The following is a 25,879-nucleotide window of genomic DNA, read 5'->3' on the forward strand; positions in this document are numbered from 1 at the left end:
CGCCGATGAGCCTGCTCGAACTGATTGCCGCCGCTGACGCCCGGGGGCTCGCCGCGAGCGGGGCCGCCTGCCTGGACCGGTGCATGCCGCAGCCCGCCGCCGGGGCCGAACCGGATCCGCTGCGCCCGCTCTGGGCCGGCTGCGCCGACCCGCGCGACTGGCCGGACCGGCTGGCCGAGGCCCGTGCGGCGCTGGACGCCCTGCCCGATCCGCCGGAGAGCGTCCTGCGCATCCGGATTCTGCTCGGCGAGGCGCCCGCGGAACGGGCGGGCGAGGAGCTGCGTACCTGGGCGGACGCGTGCTCGGTGCTGGCCCTCGACATCCACCGCGGACACGACGCCGCACGCGCCGACGCCACGGAGCTGGTGGGGCGCTGCCGGGCCGGCGATCCGGAAGGCGCGGGGCCACTGCTGTCCGGGGAGGCCGCCCGGCAGGTCCGGATCCTGGAGATGCTGGCGGAGATCGGGGACGCCGCCCCCACGGGAGTCGGCCTGCGCCAGGTGATGGATGTCTCGACCGAGGGCCAGCGGGTCCTGCGGGCCGCGGCTTCGCGACGGGCCCGGGTGCGCGGCTGACCCGGCGCCGAACGCCCACTGAAGAAGAGTGTGGCCCCGGTGTTGCTCGGCCTGGCTGCGGTGCTCGGCATTCTCCTCGCCGCGGGCGGCGGCATCTGCGTGCCGGCCGGCCTGTTGATCCGCCGGGCCGGGCGGGCGCGGGCGTTTGCCGTGCCGTTGACAACCCATGGCTTGGAGGGTCAGCAGGCCCCGTGGCCCGCGTCGGAGCGGTGACCCCGAACTTCTTTGCTAACACAAATAGCTTGTCCTACAGTGTGCCCCCTGAGACGAGCGTGGGGGAGGGGTCTTGGATCGGCCTGGAGCAGCGCTTGCTGTGCGAATTGCCGAGCGGCGGCGGGGTGTTGGTGATCCGCGGGCGCTGGTAGGTGAGATGCGGCGTTCGGTTCTTCTGGTGCCGACCGTGGGTGAACGGCTCTGGTCGGCGCGGTTGGGCGGGGTGCGGTGGATCTACGGGTTCACCGACGAGGCGGCGCTGGCCCGGTTTGCTCTGCTTCACGCATCGGGTGATCAGCCGATGGACTACGCGGCGCTGTTGGGTGCGCGCATCGTCGACGAGATCGTGCCGTCTCTGGGGGAGCCCGCCGGTCTCGCGGTCGACATCGCGACCGAGGACGGGTCGATGATCTTCCCGCCGGTGGTCGGCATCGTTCCGCAGGCGGTTGCCGTCGACGCGGGCGGGGCTGGGGAGGAGCGGTCATGAGCGGTGACGGGGCGGACCTGCATCTCGACAAGGAGTCGGTCACCAAGTTCACGAAGGGCGTGGGCGCGACGATCGACCAGCTCGGTGATCTCGGCGGTGCCACCGGGTCGGTGATGGGCAAGGGTTTCTCGGAGATGGCGATGACCGGGATGGAGGCCGGGCACCACGGTCTGGCGGCCGACTTCGAGGACTTCTGCGAACGCTGGGAGTGGGGTGTACGCGCCCTGGTGCGGGACGCCAGTGGGCTTGCGAACCGGCTCGGTCTGGCGGCGGGTACCCAGTGGGAGCACGACCAGTACCTCGCGGGCACGCTCAAGGTGGGTGCCAACTCCCTGTTCGGTGGGAACCCGCACGCGAGCGAGGAGGAGATCGCCAAGCAGAACTGGGGCGACATCTTCACGCCGGACTATCTGAACCCGGACTACAGCCCCGAGTCGTTCGACAAGGCGAGCCAGGACATGGGGCAGACCTGGAAGGACACCGGTCGCACCGTCCTCACCGAGGGCTACGGCGGCCGGCAGTCCGAGGTGTTCAACAACGCGCTCGGCCTCTCCGACGACCAGTTCGACCAGGCGCTGGACGAGACCTTCGGTCCGTCACCGGAGGAACGCGCCCAGCAGGCGCAGCAGCAAAGCGAGCCGGGGGGCAACTGAGCGTGGGTATAGGCGACTTCCTGAGCGACATCACGCCCGACTCGGTCGAGGACGTGATCGAGGACGGCGTCGAGTGGGCCGGTGACCGGGTCGAGGACGCCGGGAACTGGACCGCCGACCGGCTGGAGGACGTCGGCTGGGATTCCGGTGCGGACTGGGTGCGCGAGCAGTCCCGTTCGGTTGCCAACCGGATGGGCGCGGAGGTCGACGAGATGGACCTCGGGCAGACCGAGGACAAGACCAAGCTGATCTACGGCAGCCCCAGCAAGCTCAACGCCACCGTCACGAAGCTCCGCGGCTTCCAGTCGGCCTTCGACGGCACCGGCGACGGTCTCAAGGGCCTGGACTCCGGGCAGCTCAAGGGCGAGACGGCCGACGCGTTGCGCACCGCGGTGGGCACCCAGCCGCCCAAGTGGTACGCCGCCGCCGATGCGAGCGCGAAGGCGATCGGGGCTCTCGACGCGTTCGCCGACACCGTCACCTGGGCGCAGGGGCAGGCGCAGACGGCGATCGACAAGTGGAAGGAGGGCGTCAAGGCCTCCGAGGACGCCGCGGACGCCCACCGCAAGAAGGTCGACGACTTCAACAGCGCGGTCGACCGCTACAACGCCCAGCCCTCCGACAAGCGTGACCCGTCCTCTCTGCCTCCCCGGCCCGCGTCGACGTTCGTGGACCCCGGCAAGAAGCTGATGCAGGACGCGCAGGACCTCCTCGCCGCGGCCCGCGAGCAGCGGAACTCGGCGGCGCAGACCGCGCGCACGGCGGTGTGTGCCGCCCGCGACATGGCTCCGCAGAAGCCCTCGTACACCGAGCAGTTGCGCGACGGGGCCGAGGAACTGCAGGTCATGGGCATGCATGTGGACGGCGGCATCATCAAGGCCACGGCGGGCATGCTCAACTTCGTCCGCAGCGTCAACCCGATGGACCCGTACAACCTGACGCATCCGGCCGAGTACGTCACCTCCCTCAACAGCCTTGCCGCCGGTCTGGTGGTTGCCGCCAACGACCCGGTCGGCACCGGCACCACGATGGTCAAGGACTTCATGAAGGACCCGGCCGAGGGATTCGGCCGGCTGATCCCCGACATCGCGCTGACCATCGCCACCGGTGGCGGCGGCGCCGCGGTGAAGGGCGTGCGCGTCGCCGACGAGGCCGCCGAGGCCGCGCGGCTGCGCAGGTTCGTCGACGACGCCCCGGAAGGCACCCACAGCCGGCCCGACGGCGAGCGAATATCCGACGACACCGACCCGGTGGACCTCGCCACCGGCCGGATGTACCTCCCGCAGACCGACGTCACGGTCCCCGGCATCCTGCCGCTGCTCTTCACCCGCCGCACCGAGTCCGGTTGCACGGCCGGCCGCTTCCTGGGGCCCTCCTGGACCTCCACCGCCGACGAACGTCTGCAGATCGACGCCGTCGGCATTATCCACATCACCGCCGACGGGCTCCTGATCCGCTACCCGCACCCGGCCCCGGGAGCGCCCACCACGCCGGAGACGGACAGGGCCCGCACCCTGCTGGCCCGCGACGCCAACGGCGACTACACGGTCACCGACCCCGACAGCGGCCTGGTCCTCGACTTCGACGCCCCGCCGGGCAGCGAACCGGGGGGTGACGGAACCGCCTGGCTGTCGGAGGTGACCGACCGCAACGGCCACAGGATCAGCGTCGACCGCGACGAGGGCGGCCTGCCGCTGGCCCTGGTCCACTCGGCGGGCCACCACGTGAATCTGACCACCGAGGACGGCCGGATCACCGCTCTGTCCCTGGCCGGTGCGGGCGAGGCCGGCACGGACCTGCCCCTGATGAGCTACGGGTACGACGGCGGCGACCTCACCACCGTCAGCAAGCCGTCGGGCGCCACGACCACCTTCGTCTACGACGACCGCCGCCGCGTCACAGCCTGGATCGACTCCAACAACAGCCGCTACGACTACGCCTACGACGACCACGACCGCGTCATAGCCGAAGGCGGCCAGGCCGGCCACGTCCAGATCACCCTGACCTACACCGAACCCGACCCCGAGACGGGCCACCGCTCCACCACGCTCACCACCGCCGAAGGCCACGCCACACACCATCTGTTCGGCCCCGGCTGCCGTCGGCTGGCCGTCACCGACCCGCTCGGCCACACCACCCGGTTCACCTACGACCCATGCGGCAACCTCCTGGCCCGCACCGATGCGCTGGGTCTGCGCACCGCCTATGCCTACGACGAAGACGGCCGACTCGTCTCCACCACCGCCCCCGACGGCGGCGAACTACGCACGGTCCGCGGCCCGTTCGGCCTGCCCGTGGAGGTCGTCGGGCCGGACGGCAGCCGCATGCTCCACGAGTTCGACGAACGCGGCAACCGCACGGCGGCCACCGACCCGGCCGGCTCCACCACCCGCTACACCTACGACCGGGCCGGCCGGATCACCTCGGTCACCGACGCCCTCGGCGCCACGACCCACGTGGTGTGCGACGCGGCGGGCCTGGCCGTGGAGGTGACCGGCCCGACCGGCGTCGTCACCCGCACGGAGCGGGACGCCCTCGGCAGACCGGTCCGCGTCACCGATCCGGTCGGCGGCGTCACCCGCCTGGAGTGGCACGCCGACGGCCAACTCGCCCGGCGCACCGGGCCGGACGGCGCCACGGAGTCATGGACGTACGACGGCGAGGGCAACCGGCTGACCCACACCGACGCATCCGGTGGCGTCACCCGCTCCGAGTACACCCACTTCGATCTGCCCCTCGCCCGCACCGGACCCGACGGCGTCCGCCACGAGTTCGAGCACGACAACGAACTGCGCCTCACCCGCGTCACCAACCCACAGGGACTGGAATGGAGTTACGCGTACGACGCGGCCGGCAACATCGTCTCCGAGACCGACTTCGACGGGCGCACCCTCAGCTACCGGGTGGACGCCGTGGGCCGGCTCGCCGCCCGCACCGACACGCTCGGCGGGACCATCTCGTTCGAACGCGACCAGCTCGGCCAGGTAGTCAGCAAGGACGTCGACGGCCATGTGACGACGTACCTCTACGACAGAGCGGGACGCCTCCAGGAGGCGGCCGGGCCGGACAGCGAACTCCGGTACCAGTACGACCGCCGGGGAAAGGTCAAGACCGAGCTGGTCGACGGCCGTCCCGTCTCCTATTCCTACGACGCCCTGGGCCGCCGCACCCGGCGCACCACACCCACCGGTCACGTCACCTCCTACGCCTACGGTGCCGACGGCAGGCCCGAGCGCCTGACCAGCGGCGATCACCGGATCGACTTCACGCACGACGCCGTCGGCCGGGAGCTCACCCGCGCCTTCGGTGACGGGCTCACCATGACGTCGGCGTGGGACGAGGCCGGACGGCTCGCCGTCCAGCACATCACCGCCGGGACCCGGGCTGTCAACAGCCGCGCCTACTCCTACCGCGCCGACGGCAACCTGACCTCCGTCGCCGACCGGAAGTCGGGCACCCGCACCTTCGACCTCGACCCGGCGGGCCGCGTCACCGCCGTCCACGCCAAGGACTGGACGGAGCGCTACACCTACGACGACGCCGGCAACCAGACCTCGGCATCCTGGCCGTCCGGCCACCCCGGCAGCGAGGCCACCGGACCGCGCGCCTACACCGGTACCACGATCACCCGTGCCGGGAACGTCCGCTTCGAGCACGACGCCCTCGGCCGGGTCACCCTGCGCCAGAAGACCCGCCTGTCCCGCAAGCCCGACACCTGGCACTACACATGGGACACGGAGAACCGCCTCACCTCCGTCATCACCCCCGACGGCACACGGTGGCGCTACCGCTACGACCCGCTCGGCCGCCGCACCGCGAAACAGCGCCTCTCGGCCACCGACGGAAGCGTGGCCGAGGAGGTCCGGTTCACCTGGGACGGCCTGACCCTGTGCGAACAGACCAGCCACCGGCCGGACTCCCCGAACACGGTCGCCCTCACCTGGGACCACCGCGGCCACGCACCCCTGGCCCAGACCGAACGCATCCTCACGGCCGACGACCGCCAGGCAGAGATCGACCGCCGCTTCTTCGCCATCGCCACCGACCTCATCGGCACCCCCACCGAACTCATCGACGAGACCGGACACATCGCCTGGCGCTCCCGCTCCACCCTCTGGGGCACCACCGCCTGGAACCGGAGCAGCACTGCCTACATGCCCCTCCGCTTTCCCGGCCAATACCACGACCCCGAAACCAGCCTCCATTACAACTTCTTCCGGCACTATGACCCCACCACGGCCCGCTATCTCACCCCGGATCCGCTCGGTCTCGCTCCCGCGCCCAACCCGGCCGCCTACGTCCACAATCCGCACACCTGGTCGGACCCGCTTGGCCTTTCTCCGTGTCAAGAGAAGGGAGGAAACGCGGAGGTCGATCCCCGAAAGCTCGATTACCTGTTCAACAAGGACATCAAACCGGACTCACATAACTCGCCGAGGGCACTCCAGAACGAACTGCAGCTCCACCGGATCGGAATACCGGACACTCCACAGATGCGGCAGTACGTCACCGATCATCTGGCCCATACTGCCCAACAGCCGTTCGGGCGTACATTTAGCAAGGAGTGGCCCGGCGGAAGCGGTGATTTCGGCGTGACCGAATCTGTCCTCTACGGCCCGCACGGAGCACTTGGCGTCGAGAGTACCTGGCAGATTCTGCCGGGCGGCGAACATAGACTCTCCACAGTTATCTTCCGCGGTAGTGGCCCGAATGTCAGCATTCACGGCAGCCTGGACCACTGGCCGCCGTACAGTGAAAAGTGAAGGCGGACATGTACCGAGAGTTCCTCACCCCCGACGACGAAGAGGTCTACGAGGCCACCGGCGAATGGCCGGAGTCGGATGAAAGCGGCGCACGGGTTCTCACCCTGCGGGATGATTCAGGACAATCCATCATCTTTTCTTATGATGCCCCGGCGAGGTCAGTGAGGATCCGTTGGGTGAACGATCGGGGGGTCGAGATGCTGGATTTCTTCCGTGAAAGCGCAACGCGCCTTTCCTTCGCCTCAGGGCAATCGACCAAACACATGTCCATCGACTTCCATACGGGCGAGTGCGTGGGGGTCATGGAGATTCAGGTGACGCCCCATCTTTGGGTACGCGATCGCCTCCTATTCCAATAGGAATTCCAATAGGAGGCACTTCCCCTTCCCTGCGGTTGGCAACGTGCTTGGCGACTGCGACCAGGCTGTCCGGTGCCATCACGCATGAAGCGGGACGGGGCGATCTCGCTCCTCCCGCCGCCCTGCTTCTGGTGTCAGTGCCGTCGCTGATGACCATGCCCGCCGAAGCGACCATGCAGCCAGCGCTGCCCCGATTCCGTCAAGGGTGGGATTCCCGCCAAGCGCGGTTGCGCGACCCGGCTGTGCATATTCGATGAGGAGCAATCTCGGTGAGAATCACTATGGATGATGGCTGGCGCGCGGTGGTGACGGACGAGCCGCTGCACATCGCCCCCCGCTTTTCAGGCGACGCTGTGTGCGTCATGCACTACGCGGACGGGAAGGAGCGTGAGCGGTTCGTTGCGGACACCTTCGGTAGCCAACACTGGTTGTGGGACACGCCCGATGTCTTCCGGTTCGCCCCGGACAGCCGGAAACTGGTCGGGGTCGAACTCCAGATGCCGTACATGTCCGCCGTCGCCGAGACCTCTACTCGCCTTCCCGCCATGCCTGCCGTACGCCCGGGCGGGCTCCGTGCGGACGAGGTCCGGGACTTCCGGCATGAGACGTGCACAGTGCTGTGCCGCGCTCCGGGGGACGCCATGCTGATCTGTTTGCGCGACCTCGACGTCCTGGACGAACCGCTGGAGGCCTGCATCGGCATCGCCCCGGACATGGCGCTCCTCGTCCAGCACGGCAGCGTCGTCGGCTGGAATCTGACCGACCCGGTCCGGTACTTGACCACTTGGTTCGCCGACCCCGATCCCGCCCCGCCGTCCGACACCACGCGTCGGCTGCTCACAGAGTGCCTGGACCTGATCACCGAGCCGGTGATCGACGACGTGATGGACCGCGAACCGGCCGCCTTGGCCCGGCTCCGGGCCGCCGACGATGCCCTGCGCAACCAACAGGATGACCGCCATCGGGCCGACGCCCTGCTCGCGCTCATCGCTGGACTGGTCGAGGACTACGCAGACGTGCCGCCCCCGCAGAAGCCGTGAACCACTGCCCTGCCCTGCCCGGAGCGAGCGAAGTCCTGATCCCTCACATGACCGAGAGGAATCCGTGGGCAGGCTGACAGCGGCCTTTCGTAAGCGGGACACGCATTACTTCTCCGCAGGAGAACCGATCACGGCCGACGAGCCGATCGCCGGCTTCGACGAGCAGGAGGGCCGCCTGCTCGCGGACCACCCCCGAATGCGCCGGATCATATTTCGCCCACGTCCCGGCTGGCCGTTGCACCGCCACTACCTGCACTGGAGCGACCGAACCGGCCTGCCGTCCCTCGACAGGCGGGTGGCGGCCGGGGTGGCGACCGAAGAGGACTTCGCCGGGGCCGTTGTCGGAGAGCCTTACGGCACCTCGCACCCAGCCTGTGGTGCGAAGTTCCGGGTGATCGAAATGACCACTGTTGTTCCCTTGTTCTCCGACAGTCTCGAGCGCTCACGCGCTCACTCGTACCGCAACGGGTGCCCAGTCTGCGGGGGCCGCTTCAGGGGCAGCGCACTGGAGTCATCACGCCAGGAACGCCGTAAGGCGCGTTCGGGCCTCGCCCGGTCAGGGCCAGTAGGGACCCGCACTGGGCCGGCGTCAAGCCTTCGCGCAGGCGGATGATGGCAGTGACGTCGCGGATGACCACGCCCGCTGAAGCGGCTATGGCGGCAGCACCGCCCCGATGTCGTAGAGGGCGGGATTTCCGTCAAGCGCGGTTGTACGACTACGGCTGTGCAGATCCGTTGAGGAGCAACCTCGGTGAGAATCACCATGGACGGTGAGGGACCGCGAGTGTGACGGGCGGACCTCCGGTCATCGCGCCGCGCTTCGACTTCCCGGAGGATCACGGACATGGGTGACGGTATTTCTGGGGAGCTCCAGATCTACTCAGTAGAGGCTGGAGATGCTGCGACCGCCACGTGCGTAGTCCGCTGCGTAGGCGGCGTGGTGCGCACTGGCCGGCATTTCAGGACTTGCCCAACTGGTGACGCAACAGGCGATCCAGTCCTCCTGAGCCTCGACTGGATCAAGTGCTACGAAAAAATTGTGGACTCCCTGCATCCGCCCTACAGCGCCAAGGTTAAATTGTCCGGGAATGGGGTGGAATCCCTGAAGAGGGGCGTAATCCTTGCCTCTGTCGCGAATGATGAGCCCGAAGCGCCGTAAGGCGCGTTCAGGCCTCGCCCGGCCCTTCGGCTGCGCGCGGGGCGTGCGGAGGCCGCACGCCCTGGGCGTGACATGGCCGGAGCGGGGGAAATGGAGGACGACCGGGGCCGCCACCCCCCACAGGAGAGGCCCCGGTCGTCTTCCGCGGGGCCGCAGGACGACCCCGTACTCATCTCAGCGCCGCGACTGCGTTTTCTGTCACACCGCGCGGTGTCCGAAGAATGTTGCGGGTTGTACAAGTCATGGACGTGATGCCCGCGAAGGACGTAGCGTGCTGAGTCGCGCAGGGTGGCGCGGCAGCGATGACCAGCTGCGATTCAGGACAGCAGGGCAGGGTTGAGGGAGTGCTGGGGGACGACGCGGGGCTTACTGCCGCGGTGCTCGCGGCACAGGACGGGGACGAGGACGCCTTCCGTACTGTGTACCGCGCTGTGCAGCCGCGGCTGCTGGGCTACATACGAACGCTGGTGGGGGAGCCGGACGCCGAGGACGTGGCGTCCGAGTCGTGGCTGCAGATAGCCAGGGACCTCGACCGGTTCAGTGGTGACGCCGACCGGTTCCGGGGCTGGGCGGCGCGCATAGCCCGTAACCGCGCCCTGGACCATCTGCGGATGCGGGGCCGGCGGCCCGCCATCGGCGGCGACGAGACGGAACTGTCCGAGAAGCCGGCCGCGTCCGACACGGCCGACGAGGCGATCGAGGCGCTGGCCACCGGCCGCACCATGTCGCTCATCGCCCAGCTGCCGCAGGACCAGGCCGAGGCCGTGGTGCTGCGCGTGGTGGTCGGACTCGACGCGAAGAGCGCGGCGCAGACGCTGGGCAAGCGGCCCGGTGCGGTCCGCACCGCCGCGCACCGCGGGCTGAAGCGGCTCGCCGAACTGCTGCGGACGGATGGTGCGGACGCCGCGGACGGTGCCGGGCACCCGGGCGGCGAAGGCGGTCTGCGGGCGGCCGGTCCTGCGGAAGCGAGCAGTCCGCGCGGTGACGGACCGGCCGGAGGGGTGGGCGCGCCCAGGGGGTCGGCCGATGGTACGGCCCCGGCGCAGTCCCCGCAGGGCAACGGGGCGGGCCGGACGGTGGAACTCGGCGCCGTTCCCGCGCAACGCCCCTCCCGCAGCGGTCTGGTGGCGCCCGCCGGTGTGACGCATTCGCGTCCGTGGACGCAGAAGGACATGTGATGGCCGACGAGCAGTGCGAATGGCTTGACAAGGAAGCGGCGGAGAAAATGCTCCGCGGCGAACCGGTCGACCCCGCCGACGGCCGGATCCGACAGGACGCCGAAAGGCTCGCGGCCGTTCTGGATGCCGCGGCCCGCACCGGCCGCCCCGCTGCCGGTGAACTGCCCGGTGAGGCCGCCGCGCTGGCCGCCTTCCGTGCCGCCCGCCGTTCCGTCGCCCCTGCCACCGCCGTGTCCGCCCCCGCGGATACGGTGCGCGCTGCCCGGACCGGGACGGACGGCTCCGCCGAGTCCGAGTCCGGAATGCTCGCGCCCGTACACATACGCTCGGCCGGTTCCGGCACGGCGTCCGGAGCCGCGGGTTCCCGCGGCCCCCGCCCGATGCGCTGGAGCCGGCCGATCCGCTTCGGTCTGGTCGCCTCCCTCGCGTGCTGTGCGATCGGCGGGGTGGCCGTGGCCGCCGGGACCGGGATGCTGCCCGGCCCCTTCAGCCGGCACGCGCCCACACCGGCCACCTCGGTGTCGGCCGCAGCGTCCCCCGAGGAGCTGGGCTCCGGCCTCACCGCCGACGACGAATCCTCCGCACCGTCGCCCGGATCTCCCCGGCGGTGAGACCGCGACGCCGGGCGAGCCCGGCGCCGACGGGACCGGCGGCCCGGAGAGCGGCCGCCCCGACGGCGACGGCCGCACCACGGACGAGGGCTCCGGCGGCGACGGCACCGGCGACAACCGGTCCGGTGGCGCCGGGGACACCCCGTCGGACGGTGCCGACGCGACGCAGGGCCGGAGCAGCCAGGACGGCCAGGCCGGCGACGGGACGTCCGGCGACACCGGCGGCAAGACGCTCACCTGGTACGCCAAGACCCTGAAGGCCTGCCGCGCCTACCGCGACGGCACACTCGACGACGAGCGCAGAAGCCGCCTCGAAGCGTTGGCCAAGGGAGCTCGCAACCTCGACCGGTTCTGCGACCGGATGCTCGACGGAACGAGCACCGACGGAACGAGCGCCGAAGGTACGGGCGGCAACGGTACGGGCGGCGACGGTACGAGCGGCGACGGCCAGAGTGGCAGCGACAGCGACGACGACCCGGCCGGCAGCGACGGCTCGTCCGGCGGCGGCTCGGGCACTCTGCCCTCGATCAGGTTCTCCACCGCTTCCCCGAAGCCCCCGGCCGCCTCCCTCGCCCCGGGCTCCGGGTCCTCGTACTCCCCGGCGCCGGCGCTCTCCCGCGTGGCGCACTGACGTTCCTCACCGGCCCCCACCACCGGGTGTGACGTTTTTCGGCCTGTTGGCGCAGTACTGAGTGAGCCGACTGGTCATCGGCAGCGCCCGGAGCCGGGGTTCCCCCCGTACCTACGGCTCGGCGCAATGGCGCGGGCGGGACACGTTCCCCCGGTCCCGCCCGCGCCCCTCATCCACGACCTCACCAGTAGATGACGACCTTGTCGCCGTTGCGGACCTGGGCGAACAGTGACGCGATCTTCCCCTCGTCCCGGACGTTGACGCAGCCGTGCGAGGCGCCGTTGTACCCGCGGGCCGCGAAGTCCGACGAGTAGTGCACCGCCTGGCCGCCGCTGAAGAACATCGCGTACGGCATGGCCGTGTGATAGATCGACGACACGTGGTGCCGGGACTTCCAGTAGACGGAGAAGGTCCCTTCGCGGGTCGGTGTGTACTGCGAGCCGAACCGCACGTCCATCGACGAGACGACGTTGCCGTCGATCATCCAGGACAGCGTCCTGCTGTTCTTGCTGATGCAGATCACCCGGCCCGTCATGCACCGCTTGTCCGGCTTCGCGGCCGGGCGGGTGGTCGGCGGGTTCAGCTCGGCGGCCGTCGGCGCGTGCGTCATACCGAGCAGCTTCTGCCAGGTGAGCGTGTCCGTCCTCCCCGTACGGGACAGCCCGCGCTTGCCCTGGAACGACTGCACGGAGGCGACCGTGACAGAGCCGTAGTAGCCCGTGGGGCTGCGGTCGAAGTGGCCGATCTGACGCAGCCGCGCCTGGAGCTCGCGGACCTGCTTGCCCTGCGCGCCGCTCGCCATCAGCACCTTGGCCTGCGGATCGGCCGACGGCGTGGACGATGGTGTGGACGGGGGTGTGGGCTTGGGCGTGGCCTTCGGCGGTGCGCTCGGCTTCGCGCTCGCGGACGGGGTGGCGGATTCCGACCCGTTCGTGCCGGGCTTGGCGTCGTCGGTGGGTGAGCTGCTCGCCGACGGTGCGGCTGAAGCGCCGCCGGCCGGCTCCGCCTTGCATCCGGCGGTCACGGCGACCAGTGCCAGTACGGCGACGGCGGATGCCGCACCGGCTCCCCGGCCGCCTCTGCGTGCGTGGCCGCGCCCGGTCCTTCTGCTGCGTATCATCTCGGCCCCCTGAATCTGCGGTATCTCATGGGACGGATTCCCGCTCTGCCCGGTTGCCGAATCCTGCGCATGATGGGGAAAGCGGCACCGAGGACCGGAGGATGTCAGGCATCAGGGCTGTGAGCAAGGTCCCAGCCCTGTCCCCTCCAACGGTTGGGCACCCGCCGCTACAGTCCGTCGCGAGAGCCATTGGTTACCAGTGAGTAGCTTCAGCGGGAGGCACAGCAGATGACGCGCGAGTCGGAATCGGGACTGCCGATCGAGCCGGTCTACGGACCGGACACGCTCGACGGATGGGACCCCGACGAGAAGCTGGGTGAGCCGGGCACCTACCCCTTCACGCGCGGCGTGTACCCGTCCATGTACACCGGGCGCCCGTGGACGATGCGCCAGTACGCCGGCTTCGGTACGGCCACCGAGTCCAACGCCCGCTACAAGCAGCTGATCGCCAACGGCACGACGGGCCTCTCCGTCGCCTTCGACCTGCCCACCCAGATGGGCCACGACTCCGACGCGGAGATCGCGTCCGGCGAGGTGGGCAAGGTCGGGGTGGCGATCGACTCCATCGATGACATGCGCGTGCTGTTCGACGGGATCCCGCTGGGCGAGGTCTCCACGTCCATGACGATCAACGCCCCCGCCGCGCTGCTCCTGCTCATGTACCAGCTGGTCGGCGAGGAGCAGGGCGTCCCGGCGCGGCAGCTCACGGGCACCATCCAGAACGACGTGCTCAAGGAGTACATCGCCCGCGGTACGTACATCTTCCCGCCCCAGCCCTCCCTGCGGCTGATCGCCGACATCTTCAAGTACTGCCGGGCCGAGATCCCGAAATGGAACACCATCTCGATCTCCGGCTACCACATGGCGGAGGCCGGGGCCTCGCCCGCGCAGGAGATCGCCTTCACGCTCGCGGACGGCATCGAGTACGTCCGTACCGCCGTCGCGGCCGGCATGGACGTCGACGACTTCGCCCCGCGGCTCTCCTTCTTCTTCGTCTCGCGTACGACGATCCTGGAGGAGGTCGCCAAGTTCCGCGCAGCCCGGCGGATCTGGGCGAAGGTGATGAAGGAGGAGTTCGGCGCCGAGAACCCGAAGTCGCTGATGCTCCGCTTCCACACCCAGACCGCCGGCGTGCAGCTCACCGCGCAGCAGCCCGAGGTCAACCTGGTACGCGTCGCGGTACAGGGCCTGGCCGCGGTCCTGGGCGGCACCCAGTCCCTGCACACCAACTCCTTCGACGAGGCGATCGCCCTTCCCACCGACAAGTCCGCCCGCCTCGCCCTGCGCACCCAGCAGGTCCTGGCGTACGAGACGGACGTGACGGCCACCGTCGACCCGTTCGCGGGCAGCTACGTCGTCGAGAAGATGACCGACGACGTCGAGGCCGCGGCCGTGGAACTGATGCTCAGGATCGAGGACATGGGCGGCGCCGTCCACGCGATCGAGCACGGCTTCCAGAAGAACGAGATCGAGCGCAGCGCCTACCGCATCGCCCTGGAGACGGACAGCGCCGAGCGGGTCGTCGTCGGCGTCAACCGCTTCCAGCTCGACGAGGAGGAGCCGTACGAGCCGCTCCGCGTCGACCCGGCGATCGAGGCCCAGCAGGCGGCCCGGCTGGCGAAGCTCCGCGCCGAACGAGACCAGGGCGCGGTGGACGCGGCCCTGGCGGCCCTGCGCAAGGCGGCCGGGGGCACGGACAACGTGCTCTACCCGATGAAGGACGCGCTGCGGGCCCGCGCCACGGTGGGCGAGGTCTGCAACGCGCTGCGGGACGTGTGGGGGACGTACGTGCCGACGGACGCGTTCTGAGGCGTCTTCACGGGTCCGGCACCAAGGCTGAGGGAGCGCCGCCCCAAACCCCCGCTTCCGGCGTGTCGTACCCCCGTGCGAGACTCCGTTTCATGCTGGGTGTCACCGACCTTCCGACCTATCTCGCCGGCCTCGTGCTCATCGTTCTGCTGCCGGGGCCGAATTCGCTGTACGTGCTGTCCGTCGCCGCCCGGCGCGGGGTACGGACCGGCTATGTGGCCGCGGCCGGGGTGTGGACCGGGGACACGGTGCTGATGACGTTGTCCGCGCTCGGGGCCTCGTCCCTGCTGCAGACGACGCCCGTGCTCTTCGCCGTGGTGAAGTTCGCCGGTGCGGGCTATCTGACCTGGCTGGCGATCGGGATGCTGCGGGCCGCGGTGTCGATGTGGCGTGAGCGGCACCGCCGGGTGGCCGAGCTCACGGGCGAGGCGGCGGACGGGGCCGGGACCGCGGGCACCATGGAGCGGCCGTACCGGCGGGCGCTGGTGGTCAGCCTCTTCAACCCGAAGGCGATCCTGTTCCTGATCTCGTTCTTCGTGCAGTTCGTCGACCCGGGGTACGCCTACCCGGCGCTCTCCTTCCTGCTGCTGGGCACACTGCTCCAGATCGCCAGCTTCCTGTACCTGTCGATGCTGATCTTCGGCGGCACCCGGCTGTCCGCCGTGTTCCGCCGCCGCAAGCGGCTCTCGGCGGGAGCGACTTCGGCGGCGGGCGTGCTGTTCCTCGGGTTCGCGGCGAAGCTCTCGCTCAGCAGCGTCTGACCGGGCCTCAGGACTCCCGGTCGCCCTGCCCGGGCAGTCCAATGGCTCCCGAGCGGGACGGTGGCGTCACGGAGGCCTCGATCCGGGCGAACTGGTGGCCGAGGCTTGTCATCCACACCTCCAGATCGACCGACAGGGCAGTCGGTGGGTGGTCGCCCGGTTGCGGTACGGGCGGCCGCGCGGGCACCGTTCGGCCGGCCAGCAGTGCAGCGATCCGGTCGGCCTCCGTTTCCAGAGCCGCCGCTGTGGCGCGGGCCCAGGCCGCGGGCGAGCCCGTCGTACCGGAGCTCGGACGAAGGCCGAAGCGAGGGAGCCGGTACGCGCGCCCATGAGCATGTGGTTGGCGACGATGAGCACTGCGTGCCAGTCGGGGCCGGCTTCCTCCGACGCAGTACCGGACTACTCGTGCCAGGCCTCGCCGCCGACGTTGTGGATCATCCGCTGGAGCACCTTGAGGGTGCGGACGAACTCCTCGGGCGGGACGCCCTCGTGGATCTCCGCGCTCGCCCGCTGCACCCGGGCGTACGCGCGGTCGCGCAGGGCGTGGCCCTCGGGGGTCAGCCGTAGGCGGGTGCCGGGGTCCTGGGTGATCAGGGACCGGTCGAGCAGGGTGTCGATCTCGGGCTCCATACCGTCCCCGACGTCGAGGTAGCCGCTGAGCAGGGCGACCACCTCCGCGCGGGGGCGGCCGAGCTCGTCCGCGTCGGCGAGCTGGTTGAGCACCCACCACCGCGGTTGTGTCAGTCCGTGCTCGGCCAGCGCGGTACGGATGTGGGTCACGGTCGCCTTGTGGGCCGCCCAGCTCCAGTAACCGATCGGCTGCCGGGCGAGCCCTTCGTCGTCATGTGAGTAGTCCATGCCGCCGAACGTAGGAGCTCAACCGCGCTTGAGGTCAACACCCAGCGGAGCCAGATACTCCGTGAGCCCGGTGGCGTCCTCGCCCGCCCAGCCGATGTAGCCGTCCGGGCGGACCAGGAACAGCCCCTTGCCGTACGCCTCGTAGGCGTCCGTGCGGTGCACCCTGACCTGTGAGCCGGCGAACTCCGGCAGCTCCGCGTCGGTGCCGACCGCCAGGAGTGTGAAGTGCGGGCCCCGGAAGACGTCGAACAGCCGCCGGTCGCCCGCGGGCCCGTCGGGAGCGCGGTCGCCGGCCTCCAGAGCGCCCGCGCGGCCCGTTGACAGCGGCCCCTCGCGGTAGCCGAGGCCCAGTTGCTGGGTGGCCGCGCCCCGTTCCTGCTCGCCGCGGTGGATACGGGTGGACAGGCCGAGCATCTCCGCGGCGACGGGGCGGCGCTCCTCCTCGTAGGTGTCCAGCAGGGCCGCCGGCGCCCCGTGGCCCAGCACCTGGCCGAGCTTCCAGCCCAGGTTGTACGCGTCCTGCACGCTGGTGTTGAGCCCCTGGCCTCCCGCGGGGGAGTGGACGTGGGCGGCGTCCCCGGTCAGGAAGACCCGCCCGTCGCGGAACCGGTCGGCGAGTGCGGCGCGCGGCCGGAAGTCGGAGGACCAGAGCACCTCGGTGATGTCCTGCGCCGCCAGGTGGGTGCGCTCCGCGACGACGGCCCGCACCCCCTCCACGGAGATGTCCGGCTCGCCCTCCTTGAACTGGGCGACCAGCTGGAAGTCCGCTGTGCCGGGCAGCGGGCAGAGCGTGATGAAACCCGAGTCGGTGTTCATCATGTGCCAGTTGAGCCGGTCGAGCGCGGCCTCGGCGACCCGTACGTCGGCCACCAGCATCGGCGCCGGGTCCACCGTCTCCCCGGTCATCGCGATGGGCAGGGCCCGCCGCACGGTGGAGCGCCCGCCGTCCGCCGCGACGAGGTAGGAGGCGCGGACCGGGCCGGTGCTCAGCTGCGCGGTGACCCCGTCGGCGTCCTGGTCGAGGCCGGTCAGCGCGGTCGAGAACACGACGTCGCCGCCCAGCTCGCGCAGCCGGGCCAGCAGGATCTCCTGGGTGCGCCACTGCGGCATCATCCACGGTTCCCCGTACGGCTCCGCGTCCGTCGGGGCGGCCACCCGGAACATGTGGTGCTCGCCCATCCGCTCACCGTGCTGCCAGGCCATCCCGACCGGGGCGGGGCCGCCGTGCTCGCGGACCGCGTCGCCGACCCCGAGGTCGTCGAGGACCTCCCGGGTGCGGGGCTGGATGCCCTTGCCGCGCGAGCCGGGGAAGAGCGAGGGCGCCTGCTCGACGAGGAGGGCGGGAACGCCGCGACGGGCCAGGTCGCAGGCCAGGGCGAGACCGCAGGGGCCGGCGCCGACGATGAGGACCGAGGTCTCCGTGACGGTTTCCTTAACGCTGTTAAGTTCCATGCCCCGGAGTCTGCGCTTAACGCTGTTAAGTTGTCAAGGGTGGGGGCTGTTAACTTGTCGAGGTGGGTACGACGAAGATCGACCGGTCCCGGGTGGCCGAAACGGCGCTGCGGCTGCTGAACGAGGTGGGCCTGGACGGGCTCAGCCTGCGCGCCATCGCCAAGGAGCTGGACGTCAAGGCGCCCGCGCTCTACTGGCACTTCAAGGACAAGCAGGCGCTGCTCGACGAGATGGCCACGGTGATGTACCGCCGGATGCTCGACGAGGGCCTGCCGGGCCCGACTCCGGAGCGCTGGCAGGACCAGCTCGTCGCGTACAACAGCGGCCTGCGCGATGCGCTGCTGCGCTACCGCGACGGGGCCAAGGTGTACGGCGGTGCGAAGTTCACCGGCACCGAGCATGCGGACGGGCTCGAAGCCCATCTGCGGACCATGGTCGACGCGGGCTTCGAGCTGTGGCAGGCCGTCCGGGCGGGCACCACCGCGTACTCCTACACGATGGGCTTCGTCAGCGAGGAGCAGGGCGTCCGCCCGATGCCGGACCAGCAGCGCGAGGGCTTCGACATCGGGGAACGCGCGGAACGGCTGGCCCGCTACCCGCTGGCCGCCGCGGCCGGCGCCGAGATCTTCGCCAACTACGACGAACGCTTCGAGGACGGGCTGCGGCTCATCGTCGCGGGCATCGAGGCGCGGTACGGGACGGGCTGAGCCCGCCCCGCCGGAGCGCGCGGCCCGGTGCCGTCGCCGCTACGGTCGCGCGCGCCACCGCCGTACGCGCGTCAGAACCGCCGGTCCGAACGCCACGGCGAGCAGGGCCGCCAGCGCGGCCATCCCGGCAACCGTCCCGGCCCGCAGCCCCGGCGGCCGGAAGGTGCAGTCCACCGAGGTCCGGTCGCCGCCGACCGGCACTGCCACCAGGCCGAGGTACGAGTCGGCCGAACGCCCGTTGCAGCTCCATCCCGCGATCCGGGGCGCGGCCAGCACAGCCACCCCCCGGGTCCGCGGCGGGAGTTCGGCGTGCACACCGCTGCCCGAGACGGTGACCCGCGTCGCGCCCGTGTGCTTCAGCTCCGCCACCGCCGAGGCCAGGCGTCCCGGATCCAGGCAGCCGACGGCCTCGTGCGGGACGGTCCCCGCCCGCTCCACCCGCAGCGTCACGGCGATCCGGCCCGCACCCGCGCCCAGCGGCAGAATCCCGGCCCGGCGCGCGGGCATATCGCCCCGGACATCGGTCGGTTCACCGTTCGCACCCAGCCGGGCAGCGCCGAACAGGTCGGGCGCCCACAGGAACACCTGGCTGCCCGCGGGGCAGCTCGCCTTCAAGGTGTACGCGCCGGGCTCCACCGCGTAGGTGCTCGAATTCCTGTCAGTGGCGGCAGTGCCGTCCGCGGACCGCAGCGCGGTCGTGGAAAGCGTGTACACCGAAGCGCCCAGCACCTTCTCCTGGTTGCGGAACGGCGAGCGCCCCCACCCGGAGGCACCGGAGCCCGACGGCCGCACCGTCACCAGCGGCGGGACGTCCTGCCGGGTCACGGTCACCGGCCGCCGGTCCGGGCGGTTCCAGAGCTGATGCGGATCGCGCGGCATATGGACCCGGGCCCCGACCGAGAACACCGCGTCGGTCACCGGGTTGTCCAGGCTCTGCAGCGCGCGGCCGCGCGAGGTCCAGCCGGCGCCCAGCGCGAGGAAGGTGCGGGTCGTCACGTCAGGCGTATGACTGCTGTAGTAGGCCCCGCCCTGCCCGCCGACCAGCATCGGATCGTTGGCGGTGCTCTGATCGAGACCGGGGTCGGTGCGGTAGCGCGGCCAGCCGTCGGCGCCGGCGACCGCAGCGGCCTGGAGGCTCTGCCGCTCGCCCCAGGGGGCATAGTCGTCGAGCCGGTTCAGCCGCTGCCGGTCGGCGTACGCGGTGGTCGCGGCGGCCTGCCCGGCCTGCGCCCCGGCCAGCAGGAGCACCGCGAGCACGACGAACCTGCGGCTGCGGACCAGCGCGAGACCGCAGACCGCCGACACCAGTCCGGCGGCGAACAGCGGATAGGTCCACCGGGTGACCAGTTCGCTGGGGGCGGCGGCCGCGGCGATCAGCACCAGCACCCCGCCACCGCCCAGCAGCGCCCGCCGGTCCGGCCAGGCGTGGGCGACGGCGGTCCAGGCGGCGATCACCACGAGGCCGGAAAGGACGAACGTCTGCCGGAACGGGCTCCCGTTCGGCGTCGCGAAGGCGTGCCAGAGCAGATGGGTGGGCCCCCACTGCAACGACAGCGCGACCACCGCCACCAGCCCCGGCCACACCCACCGCTCCGCGCGCGGCACGGCACGGTGAAAGGCCAGCGCGCAGGCCAGCAGCAGGGAGCCGGTGCCGAGGAAGACCGCCGGGCTGAAGAATCCGTACGTGGCCGGCAGCAGCCGGGCGGCGACGTCCGGCCAGGGGGCCGGGGCGAACTCCCGGGTCCAGCCCGGATAGGCGTGCCGGGTCCCCAGGAACACCGGCACCAGCACCGGCGCGGCCAGACCGATGCCGATCAGCACCGTCCGTACCGCGCGCACCAGCCCCCGGACCCGCTCACGCGACGTCCCGTCCTCCAGCAGCAGCCGTACCACCAGCACCAGGGCCGCCCCGAGCGTGGCCATGTACGCGGTGTAGAAGTTGGACACCCAGGCGAGCGTGACAAGGAGCGCCCCCAGCACGGGCCGCCGCGCGGTGCGCGCCCACTCGCCGGCCAGGCACAGCAGCGGGAAGGCGATCAGTCCGTCCAGCCACATCGGGTTGTACGCGGCCTCGACGACCGACCAGCCGCACAGCGCGTACGAGGCACCGAGCACGGCTGCCAGCCACTCCCGGCCGCGCCCCCGGTGCAACGCGGTGAGCAGCCAGGTCATGGCCGCCGCTGCCGCCCCCGTCTTCACCAGCGTGACCACGTACACGGCCAGGTCGATCCGGTCCCTCGGGAAGACCCCGACGAGCAGGGCGAAGGGGCTGGTCAGGTACGTACCGAGGTCCGGCAGGAAGCTCGTGCCGAAACCCGACTGCCAGTTGACCAACAGCCCACCGTCCGCCCGCCCGTGCAGCAGGTCCCACAGCCGGGCGTGGAACGGTACGAACTGATTGCCCAGGTCGTTCACGCTGCGGGTGTGCGGGCCGAAGGGGTAGCTGCGGGCCACCGCGTCGCCGGCGCAGACGGTCACGACGGTGAGCGCGGTGGCCAGGGCAGCACCCAGGGCGCGCGGCGACCGGAGAATCGACGGAGTCCTCATGATGGGTCGAATATGCCATCGAACATCGCCAAATCCCGCGGGCGAAAAGGCGGTTCACCTGATGGACCGCCAGCCTTCACGCGGTCATCCCCGCTCGGTCATCCTGCACCCGCGGCTACCCGTGCAGAGTGCCGGACGGACACCGTCCACCGAGGAGCGTCCTGGGCGACGAGGCCGCGTCCTCATGATGACGATCGGCAGGGAAGAGATTGAAGGCATGGGAGTGGGAGCTGCAGCGCCACGACTGGGCGGCCTTGCGCTGCGGCTGCGGAAGGGGAGCGGCACACCTGCCCACCACCTTCCAACGGCTCCTCGGAGCCACCGCCCCCGACCGGACCGTGGGCCACACGTTCGCCGGTCATCTGGAGGAGCAGTCCATGCTCTTCGAGGCCGCCCCGCACGCAGTCCCGGTGATCCTCGCCGGCCTGGCCGAGCGCCCGCCGGATTTCGTCCGCGGCCCCCTGCTGAGCACCCTCGGCTTCCTGGTCACGGGCGAGTCCCACCACAGCGAAGCGGCAGCCGGGCGGCCCGGCCTGGACGAGGAGTGCGCAGAGTCGGTACGGGAGGGGCTCTGGCAGTTGTACGCCGAAGCCGCCGACGGCCACACCGAGGCGGCCCTGGACATTCTGGAGTACGTCGATCCGGACGAGGAACGCTTCGCCTTCCACCGGGCACGCTGCGCCGGCCGACTGCGGAAGTGACGCGACGTTCCTCCCCGCGTACAGCCGCCTCCGAGCGCGGGGCATGGCGGTCAACGAGGCACGGGTGACGGCCCGCCGGCCGGCACCCACGGACGGAGAGCGGCAGTTTCCCGTGCTGACAGGGCGAGTTCATCTTCCGGCTGTTCAGGTTTCCTAGCGTGCTACGGAGCCACGAACGGTTGACGAACATCCGTACCTCTCTCCCTACGCCCCTTCCCCCCACGGGCAGCAGACGCTTGGAGCGCCATGACGAAAGCCCGCACCCGTTGGCCACGGCAGCGTGACGCGGAGGAACCGACACCGCCCGACGGCGGCACGTCCTCCCTCGCCGCCGTCCGCCCGACGGAACTGGAGACCTGTCTGCGCGCCTGCGCCGCGCACAGCGGGAAGCTGGTCGCCGGGCTCGACCGCCGGCGTACGGCGCTCGCCGAGGCCCTGCGGAATCTGCTGGCCACCCACGCGACCATGGAGCAGCCGTCCTCCGAGGCAGCCTCCCCGCTCCCGCTGCTTCGGCGCGCCGGCAAAGGCGGGCCGGCCTCCGCGCTGGTCCTCGGTGACCAGCTGCTCGACCCGCTGCTCGGTGTCGGCACCAAGGCGCTGGACTGCGGTTACGAGGACGAGCTGAAGCTCGCCGTCCTCATCACCGACACCGTGCTGACCCAGCGCAGGAAGTCCCGGGCGGCCTGGCGGCTGCGGGCCCGGGTCCTGGAGGCGATCGGCGCGGAGAGCGCCGCCGTCGAGGCGTACGAGCGCTACCTCGCCCTCACCGACGAGGACGGCTTCGGGGTCGCCGCGAAGACGGCCGGTCTGCGGGCCGGCGCGGAATACCAGAGCGAACTGCTGCAGAAGCTGGAGCAGAGCTGCCCCGAGGCCGCGGCCTTCGCCGCAGGGTCCGTCACCGACACCTGGGCCGAGGGCCTGGCACTGTACGGGCGCGGGGACTGGAACCGGGCACAGTCCCGTCTGATCGGCGCGCTGCTGGCCCAGGACCGGGCCGGCGCGCCCGTGCCGGAGATCCAGGAAGCCCTCAGCCAGTACGTCGGCCTCGTGCTGGAGGCCGGCGGCGCGCCGGGTGGCGGCGGCCGTCCCCGCACCACCGCGGGCGACGGCGACCTCGCCCTCCTCACCGAACTCGTGGAGCTCTACGCCGGTCAGCGCCGGACCCGGATGCGTGGCCCGGTCGGCGACCCCACCTTCGGCGGCGTCGAATGGACGACGCTCGGCGAGTTCCGTAACCGCATCGCGGGCAAGTCGATCTGTCTGATCGCCAACTCGCAACGTGTCGGCACCGGTTCGATGGGCGCGGAGATCGACGCGTACGACCTGGTCGTCCGCTTCAACTCGTACCGGATCGACCCGTCGGCGACCGGCAGCCGTACCGACATCCACGCCACCATCCACAAGCACGGCTTCAACTGGGACCAGAAGGTCCACACCCGGCTGGTCTTCGGCGGGGTCGCCGGCGACTGGAAGTACTCGCTGCGCAACCGGCTGGTGCCCGGCGCCCAGCAGTACCTCGGCGACGAATCCCTGCGCTGGCCGCTGCGCAACATCGGCAGGGTCGGCACGGACGTCTGGCCGGCCATCCCCACCAGCGGATTCAACATGCTGTGGCTGCTGGACCACCTGGATGTCAGCCCGCAACTCGACCTGATCGGATTCGACTTCTACGAGAGCGGCGCCTACCGGCTGCCCGCCGCGATGAAGATGCCCATCACCTCCGTCCACGAGTACACCAGCGAAAAGGCGTGGGTCATGGAACGCGCCCAGAGCGTCACCGATACGAGGATCCGACTGCGATGACGACGACGCCCCCTACCGCGCCCACGCCGCACGCCCCCGCCAACGCCCTCACCGGCAAGCGCCGCGTCGCCTTCGCGAGCTTCGTGGACGAGAACTACCTGCCCGGCTTCCTCGCCCTGCTGCGCAGCCTCGCCCTGTCCAACCCGGCCGTCTGCGAGGACTTCATCGTCCTGCACGACGGGCTGCGCCCCGCATCCGTCGCACAGATCCGGGCGCTGCACCCGCGCATCGACTTCCGGCGGGTCGATGCCGCGCACTACGACACGTACGCCAAGGGCGACCAGGACAACTACCTGGTCCGCAAGGCCTACTTCATCCTCGATGTCTTCCGGGTGCGCGACTACGACACCGTGATCACCCTGGACACCGACATGGTGGTCCTCGGAGATCTGGGCGACCTGTTGAAGCTGCGCGACGGACTTGCCGCCGTTCCGCAGTTCTTCTACGGGCAGCACAAGCTCAACAGCGGGCTGCTGGTCATCCAGCGCGAGTATCTGAGCGACGCGTTCTGCGCGAAGATCGACGACGTGGGCCGCAAGGGCACCTACGAACTCGACAAGCACGACCAGGGCATCCTGAACGCCGTACTCGACGGCGACTTCGTGCAGCTCGACGCCCGCTACAACTTCGTCAAGCGGCGGCTCTCCGGCGACCTCCCGGTGCCCGACACCACCGCCATCCTGCATTTCACCGGCCGGCACAAGCCGTGGCAGGGCGGCGAGGCCGGCTACAGCCAGGCCGAGGACCGCTGGCGTGAGTTCGAGCTGTCCGACGCCGCGTTCCACGCCGCGTACCTGGCGCTGCCCGGCGCCAAGCACCACGACCTGCTGGTGCACTACGGCACCCCGCACGTCCGCCGCACCGCCGACCCCGAGAGCGCCCGCAAGGTCGCCCTCGCACACATCGGCGCCGGTGAGTACCAGGAGGCGGCCGACATACTCGGCGGCGTCCGGATCCCCATCGACGAGGCCTGGCCGCACGAGGTGCTCGGCAACGCGCTGCTGAGCGTCTCCCGCTACGAAGAGGCCCGCGCCCAGCTTCTGCTGGCCGCCGCAGCCCCCAACCGGGCCGCCACCGCCTTCTCGCGCCTCGCCCAGATCGCCTGGATCCACGGCGACGACACCACCGCCGCGCAGTACGCCCTCCAAGGGCTCGGCGTCGACCCCACCCACCGGGCGAACCGGCTGATGTACCAGCGCACCAGGGACGCCGAGACGCCCGCGGAGGGACCTGCGGACGAGCAACTCGCCCACGTCGCCTTCTACATGGACCGGCAGGGCAATGCCGGCGACAAGCTGCTCCCGGAGAGCGTCCGGCTGGCCTTCGGCCGCGACACCGGCCCGGCCCGCTGGCACTCCGTCCACGCCCACCGGCTGTTCGACGAGGCCGCCCTGGAACGCGTCAACGCCCGTCGCGGACTGGTCATCGGCGGCGGCGGGCTCTTCATCCCGGACACCGCTCCGAACGGCAACAGCGGCTGGCAGTGGAACGTCCCCGACGAACTGCTGGAACGGATCGACGTACCCGTCATGGTGTACGCGGTCGGGTTCAACGCCTTCGACGGCCAGGCGTACGGCCACGGCCGCGACCGGTTCCTCTCCTCGCTGCGCAAGCTGGTCGAGCGCGCCTCGTTCTTCGGGCTGCGCAACCACGGCTCGATCGAGAAGGTCCGCGAGCTGCTGCCGCCGTCACTGCACGACAAGGTCCGCTTCCAGCCCTGCCCGACCACCGTCACCCGGCAGCTGGTGGACGGCTGGACCGACCCCGCACAGCGCGAGAACACCGTGCTGATCAACGCCGCGTACGACCGCTCGGGGCTCCGCTTCGGCCACGACTACGCGCACTTCCTCGCCGAGATGGCCACCGCGGTGAAGGGGCTCGGCGCCCACGCCGAGGTGCAGTGCGTGGCCCACTCGCTGGACGACGAACGGATCGCCTTCGACCTGCGGCGCGAGCACGGCATCGCGCTGCCGGTGATCCCGATGTACGACTTCGGGAACGACGAGATCCGTGACACGTACGCCAGGACCAAGCTGGTCATCGGGATGCGCGGGCACGCGGGCATGATCCCGTTCGGCTGTGGCACGCCGATCATCAGCCTGATCTCGCACCCGAAGATGGCGTACTTCCTGGCCGACATCGAGCGGCCCGAATGGGGCATCTCCGTCCACGACCGGCACCTCGGGGCGCGGCTCGTGGAACGGGCGGCCGGGCTGCTCGGCGACCACGCGGCAGCGGTGGCCGATGTGCACGGCCGGCAGCAGGAACTGTGGAAGGTCACCGAGGCGAACGCGGCGGACCTGCGGTTCATCCGGGCGGGCGTGCGCGTCTGACCGCACGAGGGGAGGGGCGGGGCGCCGGTCGGCTTTCCCGCCCTCTGAGTGAACGCCCGACAGCGAAGGCCCCGTCCGGATCCAGGGACCGGACGGGGCCTTTCGCGTGTACCGCGAGC

20 protein-coding genes are annotated in these 25,879 nt (G+C 70.7%); 16 read left to right on the plus strand and 4 right to left on the minus strand.

Annotation, left to right across the window (positions count from 1 at the left end; genetic code table 11):
- The first annotated feature begins 5 nt into the window (after positions 1–5).
- The 10 genes from SH922_RS24745 (at position 6) to SH922_RS24790 (ending at position 11,669) form a co-directional block, all read left to right on the plus strand.
- On the plus strand, positions 6–575 hold the full coding sequence (locus tag SH922_RS24745; protein ID WP_393060036.1) for a hypothetical protein: 570 nt from the start codon (positions 6–8) through the stop codon (positions 573–575).
- Between the two features lie 39 nt (positions 576–614).
- A complete protein-coding gene (locus tag SH922_RS24750) occupies positions 615–788 on the plus strand; it encodes a hypothetical protein (protein WP_393060037.1) in 174 nt (57 codons plus the stop codon).
- A 157-nt stretch (positions 789–945) separates the two neighbouring features.
- A complete protein-coding gene (locus SH922_RS24755; RefSeq protein ID WP_393063680.1) occupies positions 946–1,275 on the plus strand; it encodes an SseB family protein in 330 nt (109 codons plus the stop codon).
- Positions 1,272–1,928: a hypothetical protein gene (locus SH922_RS24760; protein WP_393060038.1), complete on the plus strand. Its 657-nt coding sequence runs from the start codon at positions 1,272–1,274 to the stop codon at positions 1,926–1,928. The genes SH922_RS24755 and SH922_RS24760 overlap by 4 nt, the downstream gene beginning before the upstream one ends.
- Positions 1,929–1,930: 2 nt before the next feature.
- Positions 1,931–6,691 (plus strand): putative T7SS-secreted protein, encoded by a 4,761-nt coding sequence (locus SH922_RS24765; RefSeq protein ID WP_393060039.1) that lies wholly within the window; start codon positions 1,931–1,933, stop codon positions 6,689–6,691.
- Positions 6,688–7,050: a hypothetical protein gene (locus SH922_RS24770; protein WP_393060040.1), complete on the plus strand. Its 363-nt coding sequence runs from the start codon at positions 6,688–6,690 to the stop codon at positions 7,048–7,050. The genes SH922_RS24765 and SH922_RS24770 overlap by 4 nt, the downstream gene beginning before the upstream one ends.
- Positions 7,051–7,319: 269 nt before the next feature.
- Entirely contained in the window at positions 7,320–8,090 is a 771-nt protein-coding gene (locus SH922_RS24775) for a hypothetical protein (protein ID WP_393060041.1), read from the plus strand.
- Positions 8,091–9,593: 1,503 nt separating this feature from the next.
- Positions 9,594–10,427, plus strand: coding sequence for an RNA polymerase sigma factor (locus tag SH922_RS24780; protein ID WP_393063681.1), 834 nt, complete (start codon positions 9,594–9,596; stop codon positions 10,425–10,427).
- Positions 10,427–11,038, plus strand: coding sequence for a hypothetical protein (locus SH922_RS24785; protein ID WP_393060042.1), 612 nt, complete (start codon positions 10,427–10,429; stop codon positions 11,036–11,038). The genes SH922_RS24780 and SH922_RS24785 overlap by 1 nt, the downstream gene beginning before the upstream one ends.
- A 319-nt stretch (positions 11,039–11,357) precedes the next feature.
- Positions 11,358–11,669 (plus strand): hypothetical protein, encoded by a 312-nt coding sequence (locus tag SH922_RS24790; RefSeq protein ID WP_393060043.1) that lies wholly within the window; start codon positions 11,358–11,360, stop codon positions 11,667–11,669.
- Positions 11,670–11,850: 181 nt separating this feature from the next.
- Here SH922_RS24790 and SH922_RS24795 read toward each other — a convergent pair whose 3' ends face one another.
- The gene (locus SH922_RS24795) at positions 11,851–12,789 is read right to left on the minus strand and encodes a L,D-transpeptidase family protein (RefSeq protein ID WP_393060044.1); all 939 of its coding nucleotides are present in this window, start codon (positions 12,787–12,789) and stop codon (positions 11,851–11,853) included.
- A 228-nt stretch (positions 12,790–13,017) separates the two neighbouring features.
- Between SH922_RS24795 and SH922_RS24800 the strand changes: the two genes are divergently transcribed.
- Positions 13,018–14,598, plus strand: coding sequence for a methylmalonyl-CoA mutase (locus SH922_RS24800; protein ID WP_393060045.1), 1,581 nt, complete (start codon positions 13,018–13,020; stop codon positions 14,596–14,598).
- Positions 14,599–14,690: 92 nt separating this feature from the next.
- Complete coding sequence (gene leuE, locus SH922_RS24805; RefSeq protein WP_393060046.1) at positions 14,691–15,359, plus strand: leucine efflux protein LeuE; 669 nt, start codon at positions 14,691–14,693, stop codon at positions 15,357–15,359.
- Between the two features lie 399 nt (positions 15,360–15,758).
- Here leuE and SH922_RS24810 read toward each other — a convergent pair whose 3' ends face one another.
- Both SH922_RS24810 and SH922_RS24815 read right to left on the minus strand, forming a co-directional pair.
- A complete protein-coding gene (locus SH922_RS24810) occupies positions 15,759–16,217 on the minus strand; it encodes a MarR family winged helix-turn-helix transcriptional regulator (protein WP_393060047.1) in 459 nt (152 codons plus the stop codon).
- 18 nt (positions 16,218–16,235) lie between these two features.
- A complete protein-coding gene (locus SH922_RS24815) occupies positions 16,236–17,669 on the minus strand; it encodes an FAD-dependent monooxygenase (protein ID WP_393060048.1) in 1,434 nt (477 codons plus the stop codon).
- A 62-nt stretch (positions 17,670–17,731) separates the two neighbouring features.
- On the opposite strand from SH922_RS24815, the gene SH922_RS24820 reads away from it, so the two are divergent.
- A complete protein-coding gene (locus SH922_RS24820; protein WP_393060049.1) occupies positions 17,732–18,376 on the plus strand; it encodes a TetR/AcrR family transcriptional regulator C-terminal domain-containing protein in 645 nt (214 codons plus the stop codon).
- Between the two features lie 39 nt (positions 18,377–18,415).
- Here SH922_RS24820 and SH922_RS24825 read toward each other — a convergent pair whose 3' ends face one another.
- Positions 18,416–20,923 carry a YfhO family protein gene (locus SH922_RS24825; protein ID WP_393060050.1) on the minus strand — a complete coding sequence of 836 codons (2,508 nt, stop codon included), beginning with the start codon at positions 20,921–20,923 and terminating at the stop codon, positions 18,416–18,418.
- A gap of 209 nt (positions 20,924–21,132) precedes the next feature.
- Between SH922_RS24825 and SH922_RS24830 the strand changes: the two genes are divergently transcribed.
- From SH922_RS24830 to SH922_RS24840, 3 genes are all read left to right on the plus strand, one after another.
- Positions 21,133–21,624, plus strand: a complete 492-nt coding sequence (locus SH922_RS24830) for a hypothetical protein (RefSeq protein ID WP_393060051.1) — start codon at positions 21,133–21,135, stop codon at positions 21,622–21,624.
- A 246-nt stretch (positions 21,625–21,870) separates the two neighbouring features.
- Positions 21,871–23,427: a hypothetical protein gene (locus SH922_RS24835; RefSeq protein ID WP_393060052.1), complete on the plus strand. Its 1,557-nt coding sequence runs from the start codon at positions 21,871–21,873 to the stop codon at positions 23,425–23,427.
- The gene (locus SH922_RS24840) at positions 23,424–25,760 is read left to right on the plus strand and encodes a glycosyltransferase (protein ID WP_393060053.1); all 2,337 of its coding nucleotides are present in this window, start codon (positions 23,424–23,426) and stop codon (positions 25,758–25,760) included. The genes SH922_RS24835 and SH922_RS24840 overlap by 4 nt, the downstream gene beginning before the upstream one ends.
- The last annotated feature ends 119 nt before the right edge of the window (positions 25,761–25,879 follow it).

This window comes from Streptomyces sp. LN549 (assembly GCF_043203805.1).
In the GTDB taxonomy this organism is placed as follows: Bacteria; Actinomycetota; Actinomycetes; order Streptomycetales; family Streptomycetaceae; genus Streptomyces.